At 37.8% G+C, this 26,973-nt stretch carries 26 protein-coding genes and 2 riboswitches; of the genes, 22 read left to right on the top strand and 4 right to left on the bottom strand.

The genetic code is table 11. The features are described from left to right. Nucleotides 1–73: 73 nt before the first annotated feature. Both ACFX4N_RS29000 and ACFX4N_RS29005 read left to right on the top strand, forming a co-directional pair. Nucleotides 74–1,027 (top strand): cation diffusion facilitator family transporter, encoded by a 954-nt coding sequence (locus tag ACFX4N_RS29000; RefSeq protein ID WP_013055182.1) that lies wholly within the window; start codon nt 74–76, stop codon nt 1,025–1,027. A 260-nt stretch (nt 1,028–1,287) separates the two neighbouring features. Continuing rightward, entirely contained in the window at nt 1,288–1,743 is a 456-nt protein-coding gene (locus ACFX4N_RS29005) for a VanZ family protein (protein ID WP_223269067.1), read from the top strand. 316 nt (nt 1,744–2,059) lie between these two features. Here ACFX4N_RS29005 and ACFX4N_RS29010 read toward each other — a convergent pair whose 3' ends face one another. The 3 genes from ACFX4N_RS29010 to ACFX4N_RS29020 all read right to left on the bottom strand — a co-directional run bounded on the left by ACFX4N_RS29010 (nt 2,060) and on the right by ACFX4N_RS29020 (nt 4,595). Further along, a complete protein-coding gene (locus tag ACFX4N_RS29010) occupies nt 2,060–2,248 on the bottom strand; it encodes a hypothetical protein (protein WP_029325275.1) in 189 nt (62 codons plus the stop codon). Next, entirely contained in the window at nt 2,226–3,995 is a 1,770-nt protein-coding gene (gene thiC / locus ACFX4N_RS29015) for a phosphomethylpyrimidine synthase ThiC (RefSeq protein ID WP_013055184.1), read from the bottom strand. Before thiC ends, ACFX4N_RS29010 begins: the two co-directional genes overlap by 23 nt. 113 nt (nt 3,996–4,108) lie before the next feature. Beyond that, a riboswitch (TPP riboswitch) is annotated at nt 4,109–4,223 on the bottom strand. 81 nt (nt 4,224–4,304) lie between these two features. After that, nucleotides 4,305–4,595 (bottom strand): hypothetical protein, encoded by a 291-nt coding sequence (locus tag ACFX4N_RS29020; RefSeq protein WP_013055185.1) that lies wholly within the window; start codon nt 4,593–4,595, stop codon nt 4,305–4,307. A 457-nt stretch (nt 4,596–5,052) separates the two neighbouring features. Between ACFX4N_RS29020 and ACFX4N_RS29025 the strand changes: the two genes are divergently transcribed. From ACFX4N_RS29025 to ACFX4N_RS29050, 6 genes are all read left to right on the top strand, one after another. Continuing rightward, on the top strand, nt 5,053–5,877 hold the full coding sequence (locus tag ACFX4N_RS29025) for an undecaprenyl-diphosphate phosphatase (protein ID WP_013055186.1): 825 nt from the start codon (nt 5,053–5,055) through the stop codon (nt 5,875–5,877). Nucleotides 5,878–6,150: 273 nt separating this feature from the next. Next, a riboswitch (cyclic di-AMP (ydaO/yuaA leader) is annotated at nt 6,151–6,290 on the top strand. Between the two features lie 106 nt (nt 6,291–6,396). Continuing rightward, nucleotides 6,397–7,656 carry a glutamate/proton symporter GltT gene (locus tag ACFX4N_RS29030; RefSeq protein ID WP_025753247.1) on the top strand — a complete coding sequence of 420 codons (1,260 nt, stop codon included), beginning with the start codon at nt 6,397–6,399 and terminating at the stop codon, nt 7,654–7,656. Nucleotides 7,657–7,869: 213 nt separating this feature from the next. After that, the gene (gene ytvI / locus ACFX4N_RS29035) at nt 7,870–8,901 is read left to right on the top strand and encodes a sporulation integral membrane protein YtvI (RefSeq protein ID WP_013055188.1); all 1,032 of its coding nucleotides are present in this window, start codon (nt 7,870–7,872) and stop codon (nt 8,899–8,901) included. A 159-nt stretch (nt 8,902–9,060) separates the two neighbouring features. Continuing rightward, nucleotides 9,061–9,666: a DedA family protein gene (locus ACFX4N_RS29040; RefSeq protein WP_013055189.1), complete on the top strand. Its 606-nt coding sequence runs from the start codon at nt 9,061–9,063 to the stop codon at nt 9,664–9,666. A 24-nt stretch (nt 9,667–9,690) separates the two neighbouring features. Then, nucleotides 9,691–10,482, top strand: coding sequence for an EcsC family protein (locus ACFX4N_RS29045; RefSeq protein ID WP_057274171.1), 792 nt, complete (start codon nt 9,691–9,693; stop codon nt 10,480–10,482). A gap of 123 nt (nt 10,483–10,605) precedes the next feature. After that, the gene (locus ACFX4N_RS29050) at nt 10,606–10,752 is read left to right on the top strand and encodes a hypothetical protein (RefSeq protein ID WP_179865146.1); all 147 of its coding nucleotides are present in this window, start codon (nt 10,606–10,608) and stop codon (nt 10,750–10,752) included. Between the two features lie 129 nt (nt 10,753–10,881). Here the strand turns inward: ACFX4N_RS29050 and ACFX4N_RS29055 are convergent, their stop codons facing one another. Then, nucleotides 10,882–12,195 carry an APC family permease gene (locus ACFX4N_RS29055; protein WP_192101334.1) on the bottom strand — a complete coding sequence of 438 codons (1,314 nt, stop codon included), beginning with the start codon at nt 12,193–12,195 and terminating at the stop codon, nt 10,882–10,884. A gap of 321 nt (nt 12,196–12,516) precedes the next feature. On the opposite strand from ACFX4N_RS29055, the gene ACFX4N_RS29060 reads away from it, so the two are divergent. The 14 genes from ACFX4N_RS29060 to ACFX4N_RS29125 all read left to right on the top strand — a co-directional run bounded on the left by ACFX4N_RS29060 (nt 12,517) and on the right by ACFX4N_RS29125 (nt 26,616). Continuing rightward, entirely contained in the window at nt 12,517–13,068 is a 552-nt protein-coding gene (locus ACFX4N_RS29060; protein WP_244659799.1) for a hypothetical protein, read from the top strand. Between the two features lie 13 nt (nt 13,069–13,081). Then, complete coding sequence (locus ACFX4N_RS29065) at nt 13,082–15,307, top strand: alpha-galactosidase (protein WP_192101333.1); 2,226 nt, start codon at nt 13,082–13,084, stop codon at nt 15,305–15,307. A 147-nt stretch (nt 15,308–15,454) separates the two neighbouring features. Further along, complete coding sequence (gene bioB, locus ACFX4N_RS29070; protein ID WP_192101332.1) at nt 15,455–16,450, top strand: biotin synthase BioB; 996 nt, start codon at nt 15,455–15,457, stop codon at nt 16,448–16,450. A 243-nt stretch (nt 16,451–16,693) separates the two neighbouring features. Beyond that, a complete protein-coding gene (locus ACFX4N_RS29075) occupies nt 16,694–17,272 on the top strand; it encodes a glycerol-3-phosphate responsive antiterminator (RefSeq protein WP_192101331.1) in 579 nt (192 codons plus the stop codon). A gap of 20 nt (nt 17,273–17,292) precedes the next feature. Beyond that, nucleotides 17,293–18,408: an ABC transporter ATP-binding protein gene (locus tag ACFX4N_RS29080; RefSeq protein WP_098449595.1), complete on the top strand. Its 1,116-nt coding sequence runs from the start codon at nt 17,293–17,295 to the stop codon at nt 18,406–18,408. Beyond that, a complete protein-coding gene (locus tag ACFX4N_RS29085) occupies nt 18,405–19,340 on the top strand; it encodes a carbohydrate ABC transporter permease (protein ID WP_192101330.1) in 936 nt (311 codons plus the stop codon). Before ACFX4N_RS29080 ends, ACFX4N_RS29085 begins: the two co-directional genes overlap by 4 nt. Continuing rightward, a complete protein-coding gene (locus ACFX4N_RS29090; protein ID WP_013055198.1) occupies nt 19,337–20,149 on the top strand; it encodes a carbohydrate ABC transporter permease in 813 nt (270 codons plus the stop codon). The genes ACFX4N_RS29085 and ACFX4N_RS29090 overlap by 4 nt, the downstream gene beginning before the upstream one ends. A 13-nt stretch (nt 20,150–20,162) precedes the next feature. Continuing rightward, nucleotides 20,163–21,503, top strand: coding sequence for an ABC transporter substrate-binding protein (locus ACFX4N_RS29095; RefSeq protein ID WP_192101329.1), 1,341 nt, complete (start codon nt 20,163–20,165; stop codon nt 21,501–21,503). An 86-nt stretch (nt 21,504–21,589) separates the two neighbouring features. Continuing rightward, entirely contained in the window at nt 21,590–22,327 is a 738-nt protein-coding gene (locus tag ACFX4N_RS29100) for a glycerophosphodiester phosphodiesterase (protein WP_057274177.1), read from the top strand. A 130-nt stretch (nt 22,328–22,457) separates the two neighbouring features. Further along, nucleotides 22,458–22,592, top strand: coding sequence for a hypothetical protein (locus ACFX4N_RS29105; RefSeq protein WP_255255964.1), 135 nt, complete (start codon nt 22,458–22,460; stop codon nt 22,590–22,592). Nucleotides 22,593–22,852: 260 nt separating this feature from the next. Next, nucleotides 22,853–23,176: a DUF3870 domain-containing protein gene (locus tag ACFX4N_RS29110; protein WP_013055201.1), complete on the top strand. Its 324-nt coding sequence runs from the start codon at nt 22,853–22,855 to the stop codon at nt 23,174–23,176. A gap of 93 nt (nt 23,177–23,269) precedes the next feature. Continuing rightward, nucleotides 23,270–24,436, top strand: a complete 1,167-nt coding sequence (locus ACFX4N_RS29115; RefSeq protein ID WP_013055202.1) for a DUF819 family protein — start codon at nt 23,270–23,272, stop codon at nt 24,434–24,436. A gap of 60 nt (nt 24,437–24,496) precedes the next feature. Next, a complete protein-coding gene (locus tag ACFX4N_RS29120) occupies nt 24,497–25,570 on the top strand; it encodes a dipeptide epimerase (RefSeq protein ID WP_013055203.1) in 1,074 nt (357 codons plus the stop codon). A 32-nt stretch (nt 25,571–25,602) separates the two neighbouring features. Then, entirely contained in the window at nt 25,603–26,616 is a 1,014-nt protein-coding gene (locus tag ACFX4N_RS29125) for a C40 family peptidase (protein WP_013055204.1), read from the top strand. Nucleotides 26,617–26,973 lie beyond the last annotated feature (357 nt).

The raw sequence follows: 26,973 nt of genomic DNA on the forward strand, positions 1-26,973 counted from the left end.
TAGATTATCATTAATTTTGCGGTACTGAAACATATATAGCTAAGCGAAAATAGATTGCTCTAGACCCACTTGAATGAGCAGTGATAAGATAAAAAAGCTGATTTTTCAAGAAGTAAGTCGAGGTGTGCAAATGAACAACAGTATAAGGGAGTCCATTGCCAAAAAAGTAGCATGGATTAGCGTATGGAGCAATATTGCCCTTACGCTAGGAAAAGTAATAGTAGGGTGGATTGGAAATAGTGATGCTGTATTTGCTGATGGTATTCACTCTGCAGCGGACGTATTTGCCTCTATTATTGTCTTGTTGGTTATACGAGTAGCAAATAAACCAGCAGATGATGACCATCCATATGGACATGGAAAAGCAGAAGTGATTGTCTCAGGAATCGTAGGAATTATTTTATTGCTTGTATCATTTTATGTGGTATTTGAAGGAGTCGTTGGTTTATTCCATCCGGTTGAATCTCCAAATATTTTAGCCATGTGGATTGCTGTTATTTCATACATAGCAAAGGTATTGTTGTACCGTTATTCTTTGAACGTAGCCAAGCAGCACCACAGTAAGGCAATTGAGGCAATTGCATTTGATCATAAAGCAGATATTGTTGCTTCTATTGCAGCGGCAATTGGTGTTTTATTATCGATTATTGGTGATAAAATGGATGTTCAACTGCTGTTATACGGAGATAAAATAGCAAGTATCTTTGTTGCTTATTTAATTTTTAACATTGCCAGACAAATGATGGGAGAGTCTTTTCAAATCTTAATGGAAGGCAATATTGACGAAGAGCTACTGAAAGAACTTGAAGAAAGTATTTATGAATTTGAAGATGTGAAGCGGATTGATCGGGTTCGAGCAAGAGAGCATGGCCATTACATATTAGTTGATATACGTATTTCGATTGATCACTTTAAAACAATTAAGGAAGGTCATGATCTGGGACGAGAAATCAAAGCAACACTTATGAAAAAGCATGATAATATTCAGGAAGTATTAATCCATTTGAATCCTTATTATCCAGATTAAATAAGAAGCAGCGAAGTGTTATCTCGCTGCTTCTTATTATTTATAGATGTAGAAATTAATGAAATGAGTAGAATAAAATGATGAGGATTTTTATTTATAAAGAATCAAGTTTAATAAAATTGTATAAAGGGAATTGTATTTATTTATTGATGTGATAGGATAAAAAAGCATGTAAATGCATTCACTACGAATGAAAGCAGTGGACGGGTACATATAGATAATAATAAATGGTTTTGGGAGTCAAAGAAGGTGATGTTGAAGTGAATGTAAGCATCAGGTCAATCGTTAAAAAAGTCATGTTCATTCTATTTATTGCGTATACGGCAGTGGTCATTTATGCTACTCTCATACGGGAAAACGAACATGTTTACGGAAAAGCAATGAACTTGGATTTATTTAGCACGATCCGTCTGATGTGGGACAGCGGGAATATAATGCTCACTCTGACAAATATACTGGGGAATATCGTGATGTTTGCGCCGCTTGGAATGTTTATCCCTTTGTTTATGAAGTGGTTTGACGGTTTTATTCAAGTGTTTACGACAGGTTTCTTAATCAGTTTTCTGATTGAAATTTTACAGTACAAGCTAACGGAACGAGTATTTGATATTGATGATATCTTTTTGAATACGCTAGGTACATTTATAGGCTGGGTTATTATTAAAATACTATATTGGATTAAGAACATGCTGAAAGCACGTTTCAAAAAAAGATGAAATTGAGAGACGTAACGAAATTAATCCAATCTAAAGACGAACAAATGGGATTAAGGAGCTAGTATGGATAGCTTGTTACATCGCGGTTGATTTCCATACAAGACTTCGCTTTCCGCGGGCGGTGAAGTCTCCTCGTCGCTTACGCTCCTGCGAGGCCTCACTTATTCTGCTTTTCCCTCAGGAGTCTTCGCCTTGCCTTCCAATCAACCGCTAGAAATAACTACATGCATGAAATCTACGTTCACCCTACCAATGAAAAAATCCGAGCGAGCTGGATTCTTAATCAAGAATTCAACTCGTTCGGATTTTTCTTCAACTAAAATACTTTTGGCTCAGCCTCTGCTTGTTGTTGATAGAAACACTTAATGCAGCGTCTTACGGAAGAATGTGAGGATTCAACGATAATGTGCTGACAATTTTGCTGAACAAATAATAACTTTCTTTCAAGCTGCTTAATTTGTTCTTTAAGCTGTTCTACTTCATTATTGATAGATATTTGAACCACTGTTAACAAACTCTTTAGCTTTTTCTTTCATTCCTTCTTTTCTTACTTCGTGTACATCTTTTTCATTTTCTTGAGCCATGTTACGAATATCTTGAGAAATACGCATCGAACAGAATTTAGGTCCACACATTGAACAGAAATGGGCTGTTTTAGCACCTTCAGCGGGAAGTGTTTCATCGTGATATTCTTTTGCGCGCTCTGGATCTAGTGACAGGTTAAATTGATCATTCCATCTAAACTCAAATCTTGCTTTAGACAGCGCGTTATCGCGTTTTTGTGCTCCTGGATGGCCTTTTGCTAGGTCAGCGGCATGCGCAGCAATTTTATAGGTGATAACGCCTTCTCGAACGTCTTCTTTATTCGGAAGTCCTAAATGTTCTTTTGGCGTTACGTAGCAAAGCATAGCTGTCCCAAACCAGCCAATCATTGCAGCCCCAATACCTGATGTAATATGGTCATAGCCTGGAGCGATGTCGGTTGTAAGCGGTCCAAGAGTATAGAAGGGAGCTTCCTGGCATATTTCCATTTGTTTATCTACGTTTTCTTTGATGAGGTGCATAGGAACATGTCCAGGACCTTCAATCATAACTTGAACATCGTGTTTCCAAGCAATTTTAGTTAATTCACCAAGCGTTTCTAATTCACCGAACTGTGCCTCATCATTAGCATCTGCAATGGAACCAGGACGTAGCCCATCGCCAAGCGAAATAGAAATATCGTATGCTTTACAGATTTCACAGATTTCTTCAAAGCGAGTATATAAAAAGTTCTCTTCATGATGAGCTAAACACCACTGCGCCAAGATGGATCCTCCGCGTGAAACAATACCTGTCGTACGTTTGGCTGTCAGAGGAATATAGCGTAAAAGAACACCTGCGTGAATAGTAAAGTAATCAACACCTTGTTCTGCTTGTTCAATTAATGTATCGCGATATGCTTCCCACGTTAGATCTTCTGCTACGCCTTTTACTTTTTCAAGCGCTTGGTAAATAGGAACGGTCCCTACAGGAACAGGCGAGTTGCGGATAATCCATTCGCGCGTTGTGTGGATATCCTTTCCTGTTGATAAATCCATAATTGTATCGGCTCCCCAACGCGTTGCCCATGTCATTTTTTCTACTTCATCTTCAATAGCTGAACGAATAGCTGAATTTCCGATATTAGCATTAATTTTCACGTGGAATTTGCGGCCGATAATCATCGGTTCGCTCTCAGGGTGATTGATATTATTAGGGATAATGGCACGCCCTCTTGCTACTTCTTCACGCACGACTTCAGGATCCATCTGTTCACGAATAGCGATAAATTCCATTTCGGGTGTGATGATTCCTTTTTTCGCATAGTGCATTTGCGTTACATTTTGATTTTTTTTCGCGCGCAACGGTAAACGATTAGTGATAAAGCGCTCGTACTGATCTCTTGGATCACCATCATAATACCCGTTATCCTGTGGCTGAACCGTACGGCCTTGATATGTTTCTACATCATTTCGTTCTGCAATCCACTTTTCGCGCAGAGCCGGTAATCCTTTTTGTAAATTAATTTCATAACAGGGATCTGTATAAACACCGCTCGTGTCGTATACACGTACGGGACTATTTTCTTCTTCACCAAAAGATCCTGTAGTAGGAGACTGATGAATTTCACGCATAGGCACTTTAAGGTCTTCTCTGGATCCTTGGACATATACTTTGTGACTGTTTGGAAAAGGCTTTTTCATAGAAACTGATACATTTTGTTTTGACATTACATATTCCTCCGGTTTCGCATAAAGTGTAGCTATACCGAACCATAAAAAAATCGGGTTCTGTGATAGACAGAACCCGATGGAATAGGCGAAAAAAGAATAAACATATACTATTCTTTTCAAGACTACTTCCCTCCGCTGGTATAACCCAAATCAGGTTCAAAGGGTTAAAGAGTTTTATTGCACTCTTCTCTCAGTCTGAGCTATCAGACACCCCTAGTAGAAATAACATTCAAATTATTCAATTTACGGCTTAAGTTTACCATCATTCGGTAAAAAATCAACCCTTAAATAAAAAAAGCTAGACAATTAACGTTGTCTAGCAGCATCGATTGCAATCACAATAGCTGTAATAATATGCATAATAAACCCTAAAAATGGAATCCAAGCAACCAGTGAGGTAACAATCCCTAGTATGTTTCCATAAGCAGATAACCCTCGTCTATTAGCTAAAATGAGCGTGATAGCATGAAGAATAAATCCAATAAAAAGAGGAGTATAACTAAAGCCCATAACAATCCCCGCGCCAATTAAAGGAATTCCCAGCAAGGCTTCATACCCAGCAGTGACCCATTTCATTGTACGTACATTTCCATTCATAGTAAAAAGCCTCCTAAAAAAGATACTACTATATACGAGAAAAGAGAGAAAAAAGTTTCAAATTACTTAGGGGATATGTCGTATAAGCAAGCACTAGTTGATTAAAATGATAGATGACAGTAAAGGGGATGGAAAAAACATAATGATTTAGTCGTATTTTCACACCAAAGAAAAATAGTCTAGATGATTCATTTTTAGCTAAGGGCCCGGAATTTATACCGAACATAGTGACTAATTTCTAAAATAAATAAAAGCTGATATCGTGTTTTTTGGTTATAGCATGTAAGGTTTTTATTACAAATTATTAAAGATTCTTATCTTTTTGCAAATACACATTGTATTTCATAGTTTTAACAATTATGATAAAAAAGCAAGTGTCAAAATAGGAAAATAGTTGAGCATGTAAAACGAAGCGATAAGCTTATTAATTTGAAAGAAAGGCAAGGTACATAGCTTTATGTGGGAAATTATTGTAGCAATCATTTTAGGGATTGTAGAAGGTTTAACAGAGTTTGCTCCTGTTTCGTCAACTGGGCATATGATTATTGTGGATGACCTGTGGTTAAATTCAAAAGAATTATTTTCATCTCCAGTAGCTAATACATTTAAAATTGTTATTCAGCTAGGGTCGATCTTAGCAGTAGTTGTTATTTTTAAAGATCGTTTTATTAATTTATTAGGATTAGGAAAAAAACCAGCTGCTCCAATTGGACCGACAAATCGCTTGAATTTAATGCAGGTAATTGTTGGTCTGTTACCCGCAGGAGTGTTAGGACTTTTGTTTGATGATTACATTGATGAACATTTGTTTTCTTTAAATACGGTGCTAATTGGCTTAGTGGTCGGAGCTGTATTAATGATTCTAGCAGATTTGTTTGGACCTAAACGTCCGCGTGTAGAGACGGTGGACCAAATGTCTTATGGACAAGCACTGGGTATAGGACTGTTTCAATGTATTGCTCTTTGGCCAGGTTTTTCTCGTTCAGGCTCAACGATTTCAGGAGGGGTTCTTCTTGGAATGAGCCATAAGGCAGCCGCAGATTTTACATTTATTATGGCAGTGCCAATCATGGCAGGAGCAAGTGGACTTTCATTGGTTAAAAACTGGCAGTATTTCACATCAGATGCACTACCGTTTTTTATTGCTGGTTTTATCAGCGCCTTTATTTTTGCGCTGGTATCTATTCGCTTTTTCCTGAAATTAATTAATCGTATCAAATTAGTACCATTTGCACTATATCGAATTGTTTTAGCAGCTATTCTATATTTTGTATTTTTATAAAATAAACACGCGTGTTCTTTAGTCCCTTAAACTTCTAATAGAGACTCAAAGAGCAAGAAAAAGCTATTGCAATGTTGCAATAGCTTTTTTGCATAAATATATATTATCGCCTTTTGAAAGCGTTTTACAAACATGGGTATTGACAAAACGTGTCGAAAAATAGTAAATTAATATTTGTGCAGTATAAAGTTAAGTAAAAGTAAGACTTCTGTTTAGTTTTATTGACTGTAAAAAACGTATGACAACGTATAGATCGTTTTAATTTTATAAAAACTGAATAATAAGCTTAATCGTATAGAGCGGGGGAATCATTATCGGCAGTAAAGCTGCCTTGGGGTGAATCCTTACAAAAGGTAGGAAACTCTCAATTCCGAATCCGACAGTTAACCCCGTTTGCTTTATTGAGAGAAAGAGCCCAAAATAGCGTAAGTAAAAGGCTGTTCTTTCTTAAGAATAGTCTTTTTTTGTTTTTTCAGAAAAGTATATACAAATGTCATACATCTTTGGGGAGGTACATCTATGAAAAAAATTCGTTTTGGTTTGGCTACGCAGATTTTTACCGGTTTAATCCTTGGTGTTCTTGTAGGGGTAATTTGGTTTAACGATCCGCGTGTAGTAACATACCTACAGCCGCTAGGAGACCTATTTTTAAGATTAATTAAGATGATTGTTATTCCAATTGTTATCTCAAGCTTAGTCGTTGGAGTTGCAGGAGCAGGGAGCGGTAAACAGGTCGGAAAGCTCGGCGTTAAAACCATTCTCTATTTTGAAATTATTACGACTTTTGCAATTATAATCGGTGTATTGGTTGCTAATATTTTTCATCCTGGGCAAGGTGTAGACATTCATTCAGCACAGAAGAGTGATATTTCACAATACGTTGAAACATCCAAACAGCAAGAAGGAAAGTCAGTGGCTGAAACTTTCTTACACATTGTTCCAACAAACTTTTTCCAGTCAATTGTTGAAGGAGACATGCTAGCAATTATCTTCTTTACAGTGTTATTTGCACTTGGAGTAGCGGCAATTGGGGAAAGAGGAAAGCCAGTTGTACAATTCTTCGACGGCGTTTCTCACGCAATGTTTCACGTGGTAAACCTTGTAATGAAAGTGGCTCCAATTGGTGTATTTGCTTTAATTGGTGTAACAGTTTCAAAATTCGGCTTAGAGTCACTCCTTTCATTAGGAAAGCTTGTTATCTTAGTTTACTTAGCGTTAATTTTCTTCCTACTTGTTGTATTAGGAGGAATCGCGAAATGGGCAGGAATTAACATTTTCCACTTATTCCGCTATATGAAAGATGAACTGTTGTTAGCATACAGTACATCTAGTTCTGAGACAGTTCTTCCGCGTATTATGGAAAAACTTGAAAAGATGGGCTGTCCAAAAGCTATCGTATCGTTCGTTGTACCAATTGGTTATACATTTAACCTAGATGGTTCCGTTCTTTATCAAGCGATTGCAGCGTTATTCTTAGCGCAGGTGTACGGTATTGATTTAACGATCGTTCAACAGCTGACGCTCATTCTTGTATTGATGGTTACATCTAAAGGAATGGCTGCCGTGCCAGGAACATCATTTGTTGTATTATTGGCTACTCTTGGAACAATCGGCGTTCCGGCAGAAGGATTAGCCTTCATTGCTGGAGTAGACAGAATCATGGATATGGCACGTACGGTTGTTAACTTAGTAGGAAACACACTAGCAGCAATTGTGATGTCTAAATCTGAAGGCAAATTTGACCCTAAAAAAGGTACAGAGGTCATGAGAGCCGGCTAATTTATAAATTAAAAAGCTACTTATTCTATTCAAAAAATTAGAATAAGTAGCTTTTTTCATAATAATTCCTTTATTATTATGGAAATTGACCCTATAATATGTAACATCAGGTATAAATATATCCAAATTTTATTCTTACATAAAAGCAGTCACTGGTTCCTTTCTTTATCAATAAATATAGAGATAGCTTAGCTAGTTGGGGGATAGTAGAGTATGTGGAAAAAGCGAATATGGGTCATCGCCTCGATAGTAATCGTATGTTTGTTAATCCCTTACAGTTTACCGATTGTGTTTGCTTTATTAACAGCATTAGCGCTTGAGGGTATTGTTCAAAAATTGCATCAATCTTTTAAAATGAAGAGAGTCTATGCAGTGCTTATGACCTTCATTTTATATGTTGTTTCGCTCATACTTATTGGATTTTTTATTGTTCGGACAATCGTTACGCAAGTGGTTGCTCTTTCAAAAATAGCGCCTTCCTTTGTAAAAGAAATCTATGAAACCGCGATTTATCCAACTATTATTAAGTGGAAATACTATTCAAACGCTCTTCCTACAGAAGTGATTTCTTCTATCGAGCGCACGCTTGAAAAGACCGTAAATTCATTAGATTCTCTATTAAAAAGTACCGTAGAAATCATCATTAGCTTTGCGGCTACTGTTCCTGGGTTTCTATTAGAGTTTCTTATTTATTTAGTAGCGCTTGTATTTATCAGCCTTGAGCTGCCTGCTATTAAAAATAAAATTAAGTCATTTTTAACAGAAGAAACGAAATATAAGCTACAAGTTGTCATCACTCAGCTTATCCAAGCGGGGGTTGGTTTTATTAAGGCACAAATTATCTTAAGTGTCATGACGTTTGTAATGGCTTATGTAGGGCTTTGGCTATTAGATGTTCCGTATACCGCGCTGCTTAGTTTATTAATTGTAATTGTCGATATCTTACCAATCCTTGGGACAGGCTCGGTGCTCGTTCCATGGGGGATTTTTGCTCTTACGCAAGGGCATGACTCATTAGCAATCGGCTTATTTATTCTATTTGGAGTCATTACGGTAGTAAGACGTGTAGTAGAACCAAAAGTATTTTCTACAAATATGGGTATTTCACCTTTGGCTGCACTAGTTAGTTTGTACATTGGATTTAAACTTTTAGGCTTTGTCGGATTATTTTTAGGACCGGCTTTAGTTATTTTATACGATGCTCTTCGTAAAGTAGGTATTATTCAAATTAACTTTAAACTATAAAAGCGCTGGATAAAACTAGCGCTTTTTTTATTGAAACTTTTGTAGTACGTAATACGTAAAGAGGGAAAGGAAAAAACTATGCCGCGTTGGTTTTTATCTATCAATCGGCTAAATTATAGTTTTGCAGTCTTAGATTTAATGACATGAGGAGGAGAATTTTTGTTAGAGTCGGTTTTACTTTCTTTAATTGAAGCGCTAAAACAGCTCTCTTATTTTGGCGTAATTTTAGCATTAACGTTTGAATTTGTCCCGGCAGAGCTTGTTTTACCTTTAGTAGGGTATTGGGTGTATCAAGGTGATATGAACTTGTATCTGGCTATCCTTGCAGGTACAGTAGGCGGTGTTTGTGGACCGTTGACTCTTTATGCACTGGGACGTTACGGTGGACGACCGCTGGTTTTAAAATATGGAAAATACTTTTTGGTGAAAGAAAAAGAAATTGACGCCGCCGATCGCTTTTTTAATAAGTACGGCAGCGGGGTTGCTTTTTTTGGACGCTTTATTCCAGGAGTGCGCACGGCTATCTCTTTTCCGTGCGGGATGGCAAAAATGAATGTATGGCTGTTTTCTATTTATACATTTGTTGCGATGCTTCCAGTAACGGCTATTTACGTATATTTAGGATATAAGCTAGGACCTAAGTGGAAAGAGGTGGGGCCGATTGTGTCTCAATATATGCAGCCTATTGGAATCGGAATTGTTGTTTTAATTGCATTGTTTTTTATCATTAAATATGTGCGGAATAAACAAGTAGGGCAGAGCTGATAAATCGAGGAAAAGAGTGAGGATATGTCAGAGCATGAGCAGTTAAGAGTAGAGTTACGAAAAATTGAAAAGTGGGAGAAAGACCAAAAAGGACTTTTTTTCTGGGAGCGGCTGGCTCGCTTGCCTTTTTCAGCTTTAGATAAAGTAACGCCAAAGTTCATTCATCAAAAAATAGAAAAATTATTAGATGAAATTGCTAAGTATGTTGATAATGGAGGCCAGTATTTAGCTAATACGTCTGCCACGCTAGAAAAAGCATCAGCTCAATTACAAGAAAAGAAGCAGCTTTCAATAGAGGATATTCAGCATTTATCTCTGCAAGAAATGGATGGATTGGCGGAGTATTTTATTGAAGTCCGAAAAAAGAATGCACAGCTGCAAGGAGCTACAACCGGGGTAGGCGGGATTTTTACACTGGCGATTGATATTCCTTTTGTATTGGGACTTACACTTAAGACACTGCAAGAAGTGGCTGTTTCTTATGGTTACGATCCCACTGAGCAAGAGGAACGCATTTTCATGGTCAAATGCATGCAGTTTTCATCCTCTGATATTGTAGGAAAGCGTGCGATTTTAGAAGAATTAGCAAGCGGCAATCGAACGCAGAGCTTGCAGCAGCTGCAAGGGTGGAGAGAAGTGTTTCTAACCTACAGGGACAACTTGGGATGGAAAAAGCTGTTTCAAATGATTCCTATAGCAGGAATGGTATTCGGGGCTTATATTAACAAACAAGCGATTAATGATATAGGCGAAGTTGGAATGATGCTTTACCGTAAAAGACGTATTTTGGAAAAAGTCTCACAATCGCAACAATAAAAAGAGACTGGTACAAAAGTATTTTAGTTGAAGAAAGATCCGAACGAGTTTGATTCTTGGTTGAGAATCAAATACGTTCGGATTTTTTCATTGGTATAGTAAATGTAGCTTTCATGTGTTTAGTTGCTTCTAGCTGTTGATTGGAGGGCAAGGCGAAGACTCCTGTGGAAAAGCGGAACAGATGAGACCCCGCAGGAGCGCAAGCGACGAGGAGGCTCAACGGCCGCCCGCGGAAAGCGAAGCCTTGCACGGAAATCAACAGCGGTGTAACGAGTGATTCATACTAGATCGTTTACCTTTTTGTTCGTGTTTAGATGGGATTGATTTGCTTATATCTGAATTACTTTTTTTCGACATTATTTCTGGGGAAATATGTCGAGGTGTGCTAAGTCTAGTTCCTTAATCAAAATGAAAAGTAGGAATGGTAATAGTATTTTTTCGTCTGGCAATCAGTAAATAAATAATTCCGATTACACTCCATACAATACCGATAAATAAGGATGTTATTTCTAAGTTAAGCCACATAAAAAATAAAAATAAACTGCCAAGTAAAGGCATAAGTACATATGAAATATATCCACTAAGAGATCGTTTGTTTTGATGAATAAAATAATGGATAAAAACCGCTATGTTCACTGAACTGAACGCAATTAAAGCACCAAAATTAATTAAAGAGGTAGCTTTTTCAAGAGACAGACCTAGTGAAATTAAGGAGAGGCCACCAATAATCACCACGTTCCAAACAGGCGTCTTTGTTTTAGGGTGAATATAGCCAAAAATTCTCCGAGGCAGATAACCATCTTTCCCAATTGCATAGAGAAGTCTTGATGCACTCATATGTGAGGCAAGTCCAGAAGCAATAGTTGAAGTCAAGGCCGCTGCTACAAAAATAGATTTAAAAAGCTGGCCGCCAATTTTATAAGCAATTTCCGCTGATGCACCTTCTAAATCATGAAACAAAGAGGCTGAAGGGAAAAGGAGCTGAGCAAAGTAAGAAACTGTGATAAATAAGGCGCCTCCCGTACATGCAATAATGAGAATCCCTTTAGGAATGGTTTTCTCAGGCTTAAGTGTTTCTTCGGCCATGGTGGTTACAGCATCAAATCCTAAAAAAGAAAAGCATAAAATAGCTGCTCCGTTTAATAACAGAGATATAGAGGCCGATTCACTTATAAACGGTTTAAATGATAGCTCTTGGCCTTGAGTTGTAGCACTTAAAATAATAAAGATAATAGCGACTAAAATTTGAAAAGCAACTAATAGCGTACCAAAAGAAACGGTTAAATGAACGCTAAAAATATTCATTATGGTCATGATGACAACAAAGCTGATAATCCATACGGCCTTTGGAACACCTGGAAACAGAGAGCTTAGGTAAATATTTGTCAAAAGTGCATTGATCATTGGCAGAAATAGATAATCAAGAAGAGCCGTCCATCCTACCAAAAAACCAATGCTTGGATTCAGTACTTGCTGTGCATATGTATAAGAGGAACCAGCTCCCGGAAAAGCTTTTACCATTTTTCCGTAACTAATGGCTGTAAATAAAATAGCAATCAACGTGAATGCATAAGCGCCTGAAACATGTCCATCTGTTGATTCTGTTACAATGCCAAATGTATCAAAAACGGCCATAGGTGCCATGTAGCCTAAGCCTATCACGACGATATGCCATAATTTTAGTTGTTTAAGAAGAGAAGGTTCATGATTCATATTTGTCATCCTTTCTATGTATAATCATTCTGCATTATTTATTATTATACTATATTATTAGGTTTGTCATCTTTTTTTAAAAAAGAAGAGAAAATTGCGCGCTGAGAGATAAAGAGCGTTTAATTGATTACTAGATAAAGCAAAAAAATGCTTTTTTTCACTTTGATTTTTACCATTGAGTCTAGAAAGTATTTTACATAAAATGAAAGAAAGTAAAAAAGCTTCGTTTAGGGTGATCTACTTGTAATAAATACGAAAACAAATTTTTGAATGCGGTTACATTTTTGTCGGTATACAAAGTTAAGAATGATGGTAAAGGAGATGAAGGAAGTGATTGCTACACCCTATATAAACTTGGAGATAAACAAGGAACCAGGTGTGCATGTCGTATTGGATGAAACAAAAAAAGATGGTGTTTATTTTATTAAATTAACGGTCAAGTCGGTTAAAAAAAGAATTCTTCCAAAAATGAAATTAAAATGGAGCGTTCCGTTGTTAGATATCCAACTATATAAATCTTTACAAACTAGTAAGGGCGATGTGAGTGCCTCTTTTGTTCATTGTTTTATGAATAAGAATGGTTCTAACCGCTACACCATTGCATGTTCAGACATACGTCATCCTATTCTGTGTGCCCCCAATTGGAAAGAAATGTGTCTAGATGTAGAAATGACTTTATTTAGTGAAAGCACTTGGTCTCTTCATAGCTATGAAACTGAACTGCGAGTAGACACAAGAATGGTTGAAACAGAAGAGTTATTCAAAGATTTAGCGAAATGGTATGAGAGAAAAGAGATTAATCTAGCATCTGCTTTTGAGCATGCAACGGCAATAGATGAAAAAGGAAATGTCTCGTTAGATATTCGATGGTAAGGAGAGGGATAAAGTGGGAATCTTATTTAATGAACGTACAAAGGAATTTCACCTGCAGGGACGCGATGTAAGTTATATCTTTTCAGTGTTGAGAAACGGGCAGCTCGGTCACTTGTACTATGGAAAAAAGCTTAAGCACCGTTCATCTTTTCAGCATTTTTTACGTGTAGAAACAAGAGGAGCTAGCGCTTCGGTATATGAAGGAGAACTAGCATTTTCTCTTGAAACAATCAAACAAGAGTATCCTTCTTATGGAACAACAGACTTCAGAGAGCCAGCCTATCAACTTCTTCAGCAAAACGGAAGCCGAATCACAAATTTTGAATACGATAACCATAAAATTTACAAAGGCAAGAAGCCATTAAACGGCTTACCTGCTACATATGTAGAAGAAGAGAGTGAAGCCACAAGTGTAGAAGTTGAACTGATTGATAAATTGCTCAATGCATCACTTATTTTAACGTATACCGTTTACGAAGACCGAAATATTATTACGCGTCACGCACGATTTGAGCATAGAGGGGAAGAAGCAGTCGATATTTTGCGTATCATGAGCGGCAGCATTGATTTGCCTACATCAAATTATGAGATGGTTCAGCTTTCCGGTGCGTGGATTCGAGAAAGACACGTGAAAACACGAATGCTTCAGCCTGGTATTCAAAGTATTTCTAGTGCGAGAGGTACAAGCAGCAGTCAGCAAAACCCATTTTTAATTTTAAAGAACCCAGATGCAACTGAACACAGTGGAGAAGCGTATGGTTTTAGTCTTGTATACAGCGGAAACTTTCTTGGACAAGTGGAAGTAGATCATTACAATGTATCAAGAATAACGATGGGCATTCATCCTTTTGATTTTCAGTGGCGACTAGAAAGTGGACAAACTTTTCAATCACCAGAACTAGTACTGGCTTATTCAAATAGCGGGCTAAACGGCCTTAGCCAAGAGTATCACGAGCTTTATCGCAAGCGTCTTGCTAGAGGAAAATGGCGGGATTTGGAGCGGCCAGTTTTAATTAATAACTGGGAAGCGACGTATTTTGATTTTAAAGAAGAGAAAATTGTACATATTGCCAAAGAAGCGCAAAAGCTAGGCGTTGAACTTTTTGTATTGGATGACGGCTGGTTCGGTAAACGTAACGATGATACAACTTCTCTTGGAGATTGGTTTGTAGATGAAAATAAGCTTCCGGGCGGTATGAAGTCATTGGCTCAAAAAGTAACGGATTTAGGTATGGACTTTGGGTTATGGTTTGAACCTGAAATGATTTCAAAGCAAAGCAACTTGTATGAAAAGCATCCAGATTGGTTGATTCATGTGCCAAATCGTCATCAGTCTCATGGACGAAATCAATATGTGCTTGATTTTTCACGAGAAGAAGTAGTGAATTATATCTATGAACGAATGGAAGCTATTTTAAGTGAAGCGCCTATCTCTTATATAAAATGGGATATGAATCGAAATATAACGGAGGTTGGATCTGTTGGGTTGCCCGCGAACCGTCAGTTTGAAGTAGTACATCGCTATATTTTAGGTGTGTATGATTTGTATGAGCGACTAACAAGGAAGTTTCCGGATATTTTATTTGAATCATGTGCAAGCGGGGGCGCTAGATTTGATCCGGGAATGCTTTATTATGCTCCTCAAGCTTGGACGAGCGATAACACGGATGCGATTGAACGTCTAAAAATTCAGTACGGCACGTCTTTTGCCTATCCAATCAGTTCAATGGGAGCACACGTATCAGCCGTACCAAATCATCAAGTACGCAGAGTAACAAGTCTAGAAACAAGAGGAGACGTTGCGTATTTTGGCGCATTTGGTTATGAGTTAGATGTTACGCTGATGACAGAAGATGAAAAAGAAACCGTAAAACAACAAATTCAGTATTATAAAAAACACCGATCTCTTATTCAAAATGGCATATTCTATCGTTTAAAAAGTCCGTTTGAACAAGATGGAAATGTGACGAGCTGGATGGTTGTTTCATCCGATCAAAAACAGGCAATCATCGGTTATTATCAAGTATTAGCTAGACCAAATCCTTCTTACGAACGCATTGAGCTAAAAGGGCTTCAACCTGATTATGAATATACAGTGATGGAAACAGATCAAACCGCTTATGGAGATGAGCTCATGTACGCAGGTATTGCTCTAACTCATGAGTATTCGGGTGTTGAAGCATACGATGAAAAATCTGGAGACTTTGTATCGGTTATTTACACACTGCAAGCGCAATAAGCAAAAAGCCACTTCTATATCATAGAAGTGGCTTTTTGAGTTAACTATTATTTATACAGTGTTGACATAAAAGGAGAAGTAATGGTAACTTTTAGTTATAATTGTTAACTTTATATTTTTTTAGTTTACTAAAGTGGAGGGGAATCGATGGAAACCACAAGTTTAAGAGATTGGAAAGCACTTGCTCGGTCTATTATTAAAGGGAAAGAAATTACATATAACGAAGCGCTTCAACTTCTTCATGTACCGGATGAAGAAGTGTTAGAGGTCATGAATGCCGCGTACTTAATTCGTCATCATCATTATGGAAAAAAAGTAAAGCTTAATATGATTATTAATACTAAATCAGGTTTATGTCCAGAAGACTGTGGATATTGTTCGCAGTCGATTGTATCAGAAGCGCCGATTGATAAGTATGCGTGGTTAACAAAAGAGAAAATTGTAGAAGGTGCTTTTGAAGCTCAAAAAAGAAAAGCAGGTACATATTGTATCGTGGCGTCAGGCCGCCGCCCTACTGATAAAGAAGTAGCGCACGTAGTGGGAGCGGTAAAAGAAATCCGTCAAAAGACAGACTTGAAAATCTGTGCCTGTCTAGGGTTTTTAACAGATGATCAAGCACACGAACTAGTCGAGGCGGGTGTTCATCGCTATAATCATAATTTAAATACTCACGCTGATAACTATGACAATATTTGTTCTACGCATGGCTATGAAGATCGAGTTGATACGGTTACTACATCTAAAAAAGCAGGTTTGTCACCTTGTTCCGGTGCGATTTTTGGAATGGGCGAGACAAATGAACAAGCCGTTGAATTAGCTTTTCAAATTAAAAAGTTAGATGCAGATTCTATTCCATGCAACTTTCTTGTTGCCGTTCCAGGAACGCCTCTAGAAGACAAAAAGGCGTTAAAGCCAATGCAATGCTTAAAGCTGTTAGCGATGATGCGTTTTGTAAATCCAACCAAAGAAATTCGAATTTCAGGAGGCAGAGAAGTCAACCTCAGATCACTTCAGCCGCTTGGTTTGTTTGCTGCAAACTCAATTTTTGTAGGTGATTATTTAACGACTCAAGGTCAAGAACCTACAGCTGACTGGGGTTTAATTGAAGATTTAGGATTTGAAATTGAAGAATGTGCACTGTAAAGCCGTTGAGAAATCAACGGTTTTTTGATTTTTAGGCAATTTACAGGAACTAAACGGTTTTTTTACAAAACTCAACAGCTTCTTTATATTTCCTTCATAAATAACCATTATTATAAAACATGTGAACGATAAGTGAATAGTGACTAAGGTTATGAAATTGAGAAACCACAAAAAACAATAGGTCTATATCAACATCCTATGCGTTTTTTGTGGTTTTTTTATAAATGAAAGGAATGCATCGTTTTGAATAAGGAAGCCGATTTCTTACAACAGCTTGGGCAAGACCGTTTAATTGCATCCATTAAAAGTCCGAAAAATTTAGAGCAATTTTTAGAAACAGAGATCCAGGCCGCTTTTTTATTAACGGGCAACATTAGTGTAATTAAACGCTACGTAGATTTACTCAAACAGCATAATCGAATGGTTTTCTTACACATTGAAAAAATTCCGGGAATTAGCTATGACCGGGAAGGGCTTAAATTTCTTGCTAAGTTTGTAAAGCCTACAGGTATCGTAACCACTAAAAGTTCACTCATTAATTACGCAAAGCAGGAGGGTCTGGTTGCTATTCAGCGGCTGTTTTTAGTGGATACAGACGCAGTAGCACAAGGGTTAAAAACCGTTCAAGATATTAAACCGGATGCATTAGAACTAATGCCAGGATTAATTCCGGAGATGATAGAGAAAATCGTTAAAAAAACAAGTATCCCTATTATTACAGGTGGACTCATTCAAAATGAAAGCCATATCCAAGCTGCTTTAAAAGCTGGGGCTACGGCATTTTCTACAGGGAAATCATGGCTGTGGAAAAAATATGAATGAGCGAGAAAGGAGCGTTTTTAATGAAAAAAGTAGAGCTAGTTAACATTGGAAAGTCATACGATCAAAAAACAAATGTCATTCAAGATATTAACGTCACAATTGAACCTGGAGAATTCTTCGTATTAGTAGGTCCTTCAGGATGTGGAAAAAGTACAATGCTGCGAATGATTGCGGGATTAGAAGAAGTCACGCAGGGAGAACTGCTAATTGGAGATGTAAAAGCAAATAAACTGCTTCCAAGTCAGCGCGATCTGTCCATGGTGTTTCAAAACTATGCTTTATATCCGCATTTGACAGTAGAACAAAATATTCTTTTTGGCCTGCATACAAAGAAGATTTCAAAGCAAGAACAGCAAAAGCGCTGCAGGGAAGCAGCAGAGATGCTTGGTTTAAGTGAATATCTAAAGAGAAAGCCTAGACAGCTTTCGGGAGGACAGCGTCAGCGTGTAGCGCTTGCGCGTGCTATTGTTACTCATTCGCCTATTTGCTTGATGGATGAGCCGTTATCAAACTTAGATGCGAAGCTGCGCGCGAAGATGAGGTCAGAAATTCGCCAGATTCAGCGTAAGTTAGGTATTACGATGATTTATGTCACGCACGATCAAACAGAGGCGATGACGATGGCAGATCGAATGATGATTTTAAATGGAGGAAATATTCAACAAATTGGACGTCCGCTTGATATTTACAATGCACCAAAGAACACGTTTGTAGCATCTTTTATAGGTTCTCCCCCTATGAATTTATCAAACGTTTCTATAGAAAATAACTTACTAGTTTTTGAAGATAGAAGAGCTATTTCTATGAGTACACCACACAGTAACCTTAACGGTAAAAAAGAAGTTGTGGTTGGAGTGAGACCTGAGCATATACAGCTTGCGACAAACGATAATACGAGTTTTATTGTGGAAGTAGATAATGTAGAAATTCTAGGCACGGAAACACTGCTTACATTTCATATGGGAGACAAGCAGTGGATGGCTAAGTGGAACGGTCAATGGAATATAAAAGTGGGAGAGCGCGTCCCTATTTTTATCGATCCAAAACATCTGTTTTTATTTGATAACGATACAGGTTCATGCTTGCACTATGAACCATCAACGGAAGATTTAACTGTAAAGGGGGCATTTGTATGAGTGCTGTTACCAAAACAGCAAACTCGCCTGTTTCTGTTTCATCAAATCCAAAAGAAAAGAAGTCAATGCCTAACCTATTGGTAGGATTATCTTACTTGCTGCCATCATTATTGTTATTTGGTGTATTTCTTTTCTACCCAATGATTAAGACCTTATATTTAAGTCTTTTTATTACAGACACACAGGGAAATCCCTTGAAATTTGTAGGATTACAAAATTTCTCATATCTATTTACAGATCCAAACTTTTTACAAAGTATGAAAGCCACTTTTTTATTTGTACTCTACACGGTGCCTATAGGTTTAATTATTGCCTTATTCCTAGCGCTAATCGCAAATGAAAAGCTAAAAGGAATTGGTTTTTTCAGAACAATGTTTTCATCTACGATGGGAATGAGCGTAGCGGCTTCTTCTGTAATTTGGATGTTTATGTATAACCCAACAATCGGTGCTATCAATAAAGTATTAAATCTTGTAGGCATTCATGATGTGCAGTGGTTATTAGATCCTAAGTATGCGCTGATTGCTGTGTCTATCTCTACGATTTGGATGAACATTGGATTTACTTTTTTAATCTTACTTGGCGGTTTGCAAAATATTGATGAAAAGCTGTATGAAAACGCGCGTATTGCTGGAGTTAGCTATTGGTATCAGCTCCGTAAAATTACGCTTCCTATGCTTTCGCCAACGCTGTTTTTTATCATTACCGTTTCTTTTATTAACGCGTTTCAAACGTTCGGACAAATTGACATTTTAACAAAAGGCGGACCTACAGATTCTACGAATGTCATTGTTTATTCAATCTACAAAGATGCATTTGTGAACTATAATGTTGGTTCTGCAAGCGCTCAAGCTACAATCTTGTTTTTCTGTATTCTACTGGTTACGGCTCTTCAATTTAAGCTTGGAGAAAGGAAGGTACATTATCAATGAGCATCACGAGAAAATGGACAACTTACTTGCTGCTCATTGCAGCTACTTTAGTATTGATGTTTCCTATCCTATACGCTTTTTCCATTAGTTTTATGAGTGGAGCGGAAGTGTTGGAAGGAAAGATTTGGCCGTCATCTTTTTCACTTGAAAATTATCGGGATGCTTTTGAAAAAGTTCCGCTGCTTCATTATTTAATTAACAGTTTTGCTGTATCTATCTTCGTCATGGCTGGGCAGCTGTTAGTTTCAAGTTTGGCAGCTTTTGCATTTGTATTTATTAAATTTAAAGGAAGAGATGCTATTTTCTTTCTCTTTATTTCTACGATGATGATTCCATGGGAAGCAACGATGGTTCCTAACTTTTTAACAGCGCAAAAGCTAGGGTGGATTAATAACTATTTAGGATTAACAATTCCTTTTTTCGCCTTAGCATTTGGAACCTTTTTATTGCGCCAACAGTTTAAAACCATTCCGAATGAGTTATATGAAGCTTCTCAAGTCGCAGGGATCAGTCGCTTCCGTTTCTTTTGGAACGTGGTGCTTCCTGTGTCTAAAACAAGCTTAGTTACGCTTGGCGTATATAGCTTTTTAACAACATGGAATATGTATTTATGGCCACTATTAGTGACAAATACAGAGGATGTTCGTACCGTTCAGATTGGTTTAAAACAAATGCAAACACAAGAGATTTCAACTGATTGGGGAGTGGTTATGGCCGCTGTCGTTGTTGTTATCTTACCGACATTATTACTATTATTCCTAGGTCAAAAACGTCTTCAAAAAGGATTAACCCAAGGTGCAATTAAATAGGAGAGTGAATGTGATGAAAAAGATATTGGCTATCGTAACGGCATGCTTGCTAGTTATTCTAGGTGCTTGCTCAAATTCAACTGGTTCTTCGGAAGCGCAAGAAACAAAAAAAACAGCATCAGGTAAAATAGAAGTCGTATTTTGGCACGCTATGAGCGGTGACCTTGAAAAATCACTCAATAAAATTGTCGATGAGTACAATAAATCTCAGGACAAAGTCGAAGTAAAACCTGTTTTCCAAGGAACGTATGAGGAAGCACAAACAAAATTTAATACAGTAGCAGGAACAAAGGATGCACCCGCTATTATGCAAACGTTCGAAGTAGGAACGAAATTCATGATAGACAGCGGTAAGATTCAGCCTGTTCAAAAGTTTATCGATCAAGACCACTATGATACTTCACAGTGGGAGAAGAACATTTCAAGCTATTACCAAGTAGATGGAAAGCAATATTCAATGCCATTTAACTCTTCAACACCTGTTCTTGTTTACAATAAAGATGCTTTTAAAAAAGCAGGGTTAGATCCTGAAAATCCTCCAAAAACGTATGATGAATTAAAGGCAGCTGCAAAGAAGTTAACAGAAAAACAAGGAAATAAAACATCGCAATACGGTTTTTCAATTCTAAATTACGGATGGTTTTTTGAAGAGCTAGTTGCTTCTCAAGGCGGCTTGTATGTAGATCACGAAAACGGCCGTAAAGGTGATGCTGAGAAGGCAGTATTTAATGGAAAAGAAGGACAAAACGCATTTAATTTAATCAATGATATGTATAAAGAAGGTACATTCTACAATGTAGGACAAAACTGGGATGATATGCGCGCAGCATTTCAATCTAAAAAAATTGCAATGTTCCTGGACTCATCAGCAGGTATTAAAACATTAGTAGACAATGCTCCATTTGAAGTAGGCGTATCAGATCTTCCTGTGCCAAAGGAAGAGGATCGCCAAGGAGTAGCTATCGGGGGAGCATCTTTATGGATGTCTAAAGGAATTAGTGATGAAACATCCAAAGCGGCGTGGGACTTCATGAAATATTTAGCAACACCAGAAGTTCAGGCAAAATGGCACGTGGAAAGTGGCTATTTTGCGGTTAATCCTAAAGCATATGATCAAGAAATTGTAAAGAAAGAATGGAAAAAATATCCTCAACTAAAAGTGACGGTTGATCAGCTGCATAAAACTAAATCAACTCCCGCAACACAAGGCGCTTTAATTTCGGTATTTCCGGAATCACGTCAAAAGGTAGTAACAGGAATGGAAAGCCTGTACCAGGGAGTAAAGCCGAAAGAAGCACTTGATCAAGCTGCAAAAGAAACAAATAGAGCATTAGAAGTAGGGAATCAAAAATAACCTATGATTACGAAGCTCGTCTTTCAAGTTATTTTGAGGACGAGCTTTTTATTTAGTGAATAACTAGTTAGGGGAGATGGAAGACAATGAACACTTCAATTAATCTTTATGCGCATCGCGGCTTTAGTGGACGGTATCCTGAAAATACAATGATTGCATTTGAAGAAGCTAGAAAAATGCGGGTTGCAGGTATTGAATTGGATGTACAATTAACAAAAGACGGGGAAATAGTAGTTATTCACGATGAGCGAATTGATAGAACAACGAACGGAATGGGGTATGTTCAAGAGTTTTCATATAAACAGCTTCGTTTATTCGATGCTGGAAGCTGGTATGATTCTCGTTTTTCTAACCAATCAATTCCTGCTTTAATAGAAGTGTTTGAGTGGATGATGGACAAAAAGGCAAAATTGACCCTGAATATTGAATTAAAAAATGACCAAATTTACTATCCAAAACTTGAAGAAAAGGTTCTTCGTCTAATTGATGAGTTTAATTTAGAAGATCAAGTTATTTTGTCATCTTTTAACTATGATAGCTTGGCTAAAGTGAGATCTCTCCATTCATATATACCAACAGGTTTTTTATTTGAAGGGGTGAGCGAAGATGCGATTGGAAAAGCAAAATCGATAGGAGCGCACCTACACTGTGATATGTCGTTTGCTCTTTCTTCATACGGGAAAAAAGCAAAGCAAGAGGGATTAGACTTACGGGTATATACAATTAATGAAATGAATGACTTTTTGAAGCTCCAGCAGGCTTCAGTAAAAGTAGTGATGACAGATTACCCTAACCGTTTTTCCTCTACAATGTTCAAAGGATGACGTAGAAAGAAGCCGGGACAAAAGTACTTGACCCACAGTGAAAAACGAACCCTTGATCAACATGTTTGATTAGTGGTTCGTTTTTTGTTGTGGTGAACGTAAGTTTCATCTGTTTTGTTCCTTCTAGCAGTTGATTGGAGGGCAAGACGAAAATTCCTGCGGAAAAAGCGGAACAGGTGAGACTCCGCAGGAGCGGAAGCGACGAGGAGGCTCAGCGGCCGCCCGCGGAAAGCGAGGTCTTGCATGGAAATCAACTGCGGTGTAACAAGCGGTTCAGCTCATGTATCCCATTTGTTCGTCTTTAGGTTGGATTAAGTTCGTTATGTCTTAATCTTTTTTTGTAAAAAATTTTATTCTATTCTGAATAGTATAAAATTTATATTGTGAAATTGTTTTATAGATGATATATTGAGAATAGATTATAATGTTCCTTATGAAAGCGAATACATGTTGCGTAGCTCCGCAAACGTTCATTTGCCGGTCCCTAGCATCGTCTGTTATCTCTTTTAGGAGGAATAAAAACTCATGTATGATCAAGATACTATCTACATTATTGGAGATGCCAAAGCTCCTCAAAGCAATCCGATTACTAAAAAGTTCAATCAGTATTTTTTAGGGTTGGTAGTTGATAAAACAAATGGGAAAATTGTTGATGTGGAATGCTCAGCGACGATTGAGTTGACCGTTCGATTTGTTCAATCGATTTTTATTGGACGTCACATAAGTGATCCCACCCTTACAGACGAAATTAACAGCCGCTACTTCGGGTCTTCCCAAAAAGCGCTGGTGGTAGCGTTTCATGATGCACAGAAAAAATATCAGCAAATAACAGCTGCTTTGTCTACATAGACCTAGACGAAATCCAGCCTGACGTTTTCAAACGTTGGGCTGGATTTTGTTTTGTATAAAAATATTTTCGTGGAGATGAAGGGGGAAGAATAAATGATTCAAGATGGATTTATGTATGTGAGTGTGTTAACTGCCTTTGCTGCGCTCATGGTAGGGATTGAAAAAAGATTTAAAGCCAATCGATTTTTCAAATTTATCCCGGGTATTGTACTTATTTATATAGGAGCTGCTCTTATGCAAACGGCAGGGTTATTTGGGGATAGCGAATCAAATGTCGCCATGTATACGGGTGTTAAAAATGCACTGCTTCCGGCCATGCTGATGCTTATGCTGTTAAAGTGTGATGTTCGAAGTGTAATTAAACTTGGTCCAAGAATGCTGGGAGGATTCATCGTCGCGGTTTTTAGCATAATGGTAGGTTTTATCCTCGTCTATGCCATCTTTAAGAATTTCTATGTAGAGGATACGTGGAAAGCTTTTGGTGCTTTATCAGGAAGTTGGACCGGAGGATCAGCTAACATGGTTGCTCTCCAAGGGATTTTGGATGTTCCAGAAAATATATTTGGCTACGCTCTTATGATGGATACGATTAACTATGCCGTATGGGTTATGTTTATGTTTTGGCTTGTACCATTTGCATCTAAATTTAATAAATGGACAAAAGCAGACGTCAGCTTTATTGAGAATAGTATAGATGAAGTCGCAGCAACTTCTGAAAGCGAAAAAGAAGGCCCTCAGTTTCAGCATCTTCTTTATTTACTTGGTCTAGGTTTGTTCGTTTCGGCATTTTCTACATTTATCGGAGGGCGTTTGCCTGAAGTGGGAGCGGTTATTAATGCAACGAGCTGGACGATTATGATTGCTTCTGTCGTTGGTCTAGTGCTTGCTGTAACCCCAGCGGCAAAAATTCCAGGTACGCTCGATGTATCAAACGTTATGTTATACATCGTTGTAGCGTTAATTGCTTCTCAATCAGATTTTTCAAATTTAGCTCAGGCTCCTATTTACTTAGTATCTGGTTTTCTCATTATGTTCGTGCACTTAGTGATCATGCTGTTGCTAGCTAAACTATTTAAATATGATTTATTTACGCTCGGAGTAGCAAGTTTAGCTAATATTGGTGGAATGGCGTCTGCTCCAATGCTTGCAGCTGCTTATAACCGTGCACTGATTCCGGTAGGAGTCATTATGGCTCTGATGGGTTCCTTCTTAGGTACTTATTTTGGTATGATGATCGCCAAAATTTTAGGGGCGATTTAAGAATAAACCAAAAATACGTATGAAAGAATATTTGTGCTGAATCGAAAGGAAGCGATTGAAATGATAATTAAAGACATAACTGTAAAGCATCAAACCGTTCCACTGCTCGTTCCGTTTAAAACAGCGCTTCGAACAGCAACAGAGATAGACAGTATAAGTGTAGAGATTCAGTTAGAAAACGGAATAAAAGGAAAAGGAGCGGCTTCGCCAACATATGTTATTACAGGCGATTCTTTAGAAGGCATTCAAGCTGCACTTCAAGGACCTATTAAACTAGCGCTAATAGGGGAGGATATACGTCAGTTTCAAAAACTCTTAAAAAAAATTCAAAGCTGCTGTATTCACAATTCAAGTGCTAAAGCGGCTGCTGATATCGCTTTGCATGATGCTTATACAAAGTTTCTCAACATTCCTTTATATGCTTTCTTGGGCGATAAGCAGCCTATCTCTACGTGTATGACGATAAGTGTTGATACACCTGAGAAAATGGCTGAAGACGCACAAAAAAGTGCAGCGGACGGATTTGACATTTTAAAAGTAAAGGTAGGTTCAATTCCTGAGCTAGACCTTGAACGTATTAAACATATTCGATCTGTCATTCCGGATCATGTAAAACTTCGTTTGGATGCAAATCAAGGATGGACTCCAAAACAAGCAGTGCAATTAATTAATGAAATGGAAACTCTCAACTTTGGTATTGAATTGGTAGAACAACCTGTCCCTGCTCATGATTGGGAAGGGTTAAAGTTTGTGACTGAACGAGTAAACGTACCCATTATGGCAGATGAGAGTCTATTTTCTGCCAAAGATGCATTAAGGCTTGTAAGCGGGCGGTACGTGGATCTTTTGAATATTAAGTTAATGAAGTGCGGAGGAATTAATGAAGCAAGAAAAATCGCAAGTATTGCTGAGGCGAACGGTGTTGCATGTATGATTGGAAGCATGATGGAACCCTCACTTTCCGTGGGAGCAGCTGCTCATCTGGCAGCCGCTCATCCGAATATCACGTATTTTGACTTAGATGCTCCTCTTTGGCTTTCAACTGAACTGGATGTGTTAAAGTACAGCGGTCAAGAGGTTTTCTTATCAGATCTTCCTGGAATAGGAGAAATCACCGTTCCTATCTCAAAATAAAAGGATAGTAATATAGTAGAAGGAGAGAGACGATGAATATAAAACGTTGGCTTTTGACGGCAACAACAGTTATTTTAGCTACATTTGGGGTCAGTGCAGTTCCTGCTGTTCATGCTTCTGAAGAAAAAGAAACTGCTTATATAGATGTCGCAGCAGCTACTCTGTGGACAGCACCAAACATCTTGCGTGAAGTGGACGCTCCGTCAGCTACTAATCCTGTAGATATGAAAAAGTGGACCACATCGATGAATTTGAAACAGAAGCAGCAGTTATCTAGCGATGGGATGCTTGAGACACAAGCGTTATATGGAAACAAAGTAACGGTTTTAGACGAACAAGGAGACTGGGTCAAAGTAGCTGTAGACGGACAGCCTACTTCTCGAAATGAATTAGGATATCCCGGATGGATGCCTACCAAACAATTAACCTATAGCAAAAGGTACGAACAGTATGCAAAGAAGCCTTTTGTAATGGTGACGGCTCCGACTACTTATTTATATCATTCGCCTTCTTTAAAAAAGAAAGGTATTGAAGTTAGCTATAATACGCGCTTACCTCTTTTGGCAAAATCAAAGAGTGCATATAAAGTATTAAAACCAAATGGAAAGACAGCATGGATTTCTACAAAAGCAGGAAAAATCTACGCGTCTCAAAAAGATATTCCTGTACCAACTGGCACGGAGCTTGTTGAAAGTGGAAAGGCATTTTTAAATCTTCCATATTTATGGGCTGGCATGAGCGGTTTTGGATTTGACTGCTCTGGATTTACGTTTACGATGTACCAATCCCATGGTATTACGATTCCACGTGACTCAGGGCCACAGTCTCGAGCAGGGAAACCAGTAGATATGAACAACCTTCAACCTGGAGACTTATTGTTCTTTGCCTATAACCAAGGAAAAGGAAGCGTCCACCATGTAGCAATGTATGCGGGAGATGGCATGATGATTCATTCGCCGAACTCCGAGCGGACAGTAGAGATTATTCCTTTAAACACGAAGGGATATATTGAAGAGTATGCAGGTGCACGTCGTTATTTACCTTAATCAGTAAGATAAGCAAGAAGCTCTTTTTGTGAAGGGCTTCTTTTTTAATATAGAGTATAGATAAAAAATTAGAAAATTTAGTTTATTTACGTTTAATTACTTCTCAGTAAGGGAAGAAGTTAAATAAGAGAAAAAAATCATTTTTCTTCTTGAAACATATTGACTTTATATGCAAAGCGTTATATTATTATAAAGCGTCGTTGAGACATAATCGTAACAACGAAGCTGAAAAAAGAATTTTAAAAAGTTGTTGACATTACGTTGATAGCTTGATAAGATAATAAAGTCGCTTAAGAGCGGCGGTTGAACTTTGAAAACTGAACAAAGCGACAAACGTCAACGTTAATTTTTATTTTT

Origin of the sequence: Priestia sp. YIM B13551, from assembly GCF_042787905.1 — a bacterium.
Lineage (GTDB): Bacteria > Bacillota > Bacilli > Bacillales > Bacillaceae_H > Priestia.

What these genes read in the sequence shown, in the direction of transcription:
- ACFX4N_RS29090 (WP_013055198.1), top strand. Translation starts at nt 19,337, where the DNA reads ATGAGCATCACGAGAAAATGGACAACTTACTTGCTGCTCATTGCAGCT.
- ACFX4N_RS29000 (WP_013055182.1), top strand. Translation starts at nt 74, where the DNA reads ATGAGCAGTGATAAGATAAAAAAGCTGATTTTTCAAGAAGTAAGTCGA.
- ACFX4N_RS29080 (WP_098449595.1), top strand. Translation starts at nt 17,293, where the DNA reads ATGAAAAAAGTAGAGCTAGTTAACATTGGAAAGTCATACGATCAAAAA.
- ACFX4N_RS29030 (WP_025753247.1), top strand. Translation starts at nt 6,397, where the DNA reads ATGAAAAAAATTCGTTTTGGTTTGGCTACGCAGATTTTTACCGGTTTA.
- ACFX4N_RS29025 (WP_013055186.1), top strand. Translation starts at nt 5,053, where the DNA reads ATGTGGGAAATTATTGTAGCAATCATTTTAGGGATTGTAGAAGGTTTA.
- ytvI (WP_013055188.1), top strand. Translation starts at nt 7,870, where the DNA reads ATGTGGAAAAAGCGAATATGGGTCATCGCCTCGATAGTAATCGTATGT.
- ACFX4N_RS29110 (WP_013055201.1), top strand. Translation starts at nt 22,853, where the DNA reads ATGTATGATCAAGATACTATCTACATTATTGGAGATGCCAAAGCTCCT.
- ACFX4N_RS29085 (WP_192101330.1), top strand. Translation starts at nt 18,405, where the DNA reads ATGAGTGCTGTTACCAAAACAGCAAACTCGCCTGTTTCTGTTTCATCA.
- ACFX4N_RS29100 (WP_057274177.1), top strand. Translation starts at nt 21,590, where the DNA reads ATGAACACTTCAATTAATCTTTATGCGCATCGCGGCTTTAGTGGACGG.
- ACFX4N_RS29060 (WP_244659799.1), top strand. Translation starts at nt 12,517, where the DNA reads ATGAAGGAAGTGATTGCTACACCCTATATAAACTTGGAGATAAACAAG.
- thiC (WP_013055184.1), bottom strand. Translation starts at nt 3,995, where the DNA reads ATGTCAAAACAAAATGTATCAGTTTCTATGAAAAAGCCTTTTCCAAAC.
- ACFX4N_RS29095 (WP_192101329.1), top strand. Translation starts at nt 20,163, where the DNA reads ATGAAAAAGATATTGGCTATCGTAACGGCATGCTTGCTAGTTATTCTA.
- ACFX4N_RS29120 (WP_013055203.1), top strand. Translation starts at nt 24,497, where the DNA reads ATGATAATTAAAGACATAACTGTAAAGCATCAAACCGTTCCACTGCTC.
- ACFX4N_RS29020 (WP_013055185.1), bottom strand. Translation starts at nt 4,595, where the DNA reads ATGAATGGAAATGTACGTACAATGAAATGGGTCACTGCTGGGTATGAA.
- ACFX4N_RS29055 (WP_192101334.1), bottom strand. Translation starts at nt 12,195, where the DNA reads ATGAATCATGAACCTTCTCTTCTTAAACAACTAAAATTATGGCATATC.
- bioB (WP_192101332.1), top strand. Translation starts at nt 15,455, where the DNA reads ATGGAAACCACAAGTTTAAGAGATTGGAAAGCACTTGCTCGGTCTATT.
- ACFX4N_RS29115 (WP_013055202.1), top strand. Translation starts at nt 23,270, where the DNA reads ATGATTCAAGATGGATTTATGTATGTGAGTGTGTTAACTGCCTTTGCT.
- ACFX4N_RS29125 (WP_013055204.1), top strand. Translation starts at nt 25,603, where the DNA reads ATGAATATAAAACGTTGGCTTTTGACGGCAACAACAGTTATTTTAGCT.
- ACFX4N_RS29045 (WP_057274171.1), top strand. Translation starts at nt 9,691, where the DNA reads ATGTCAGAGCATGAGCAGTTAAGAGTAGAGTTACGAAAAATTGAAAAG.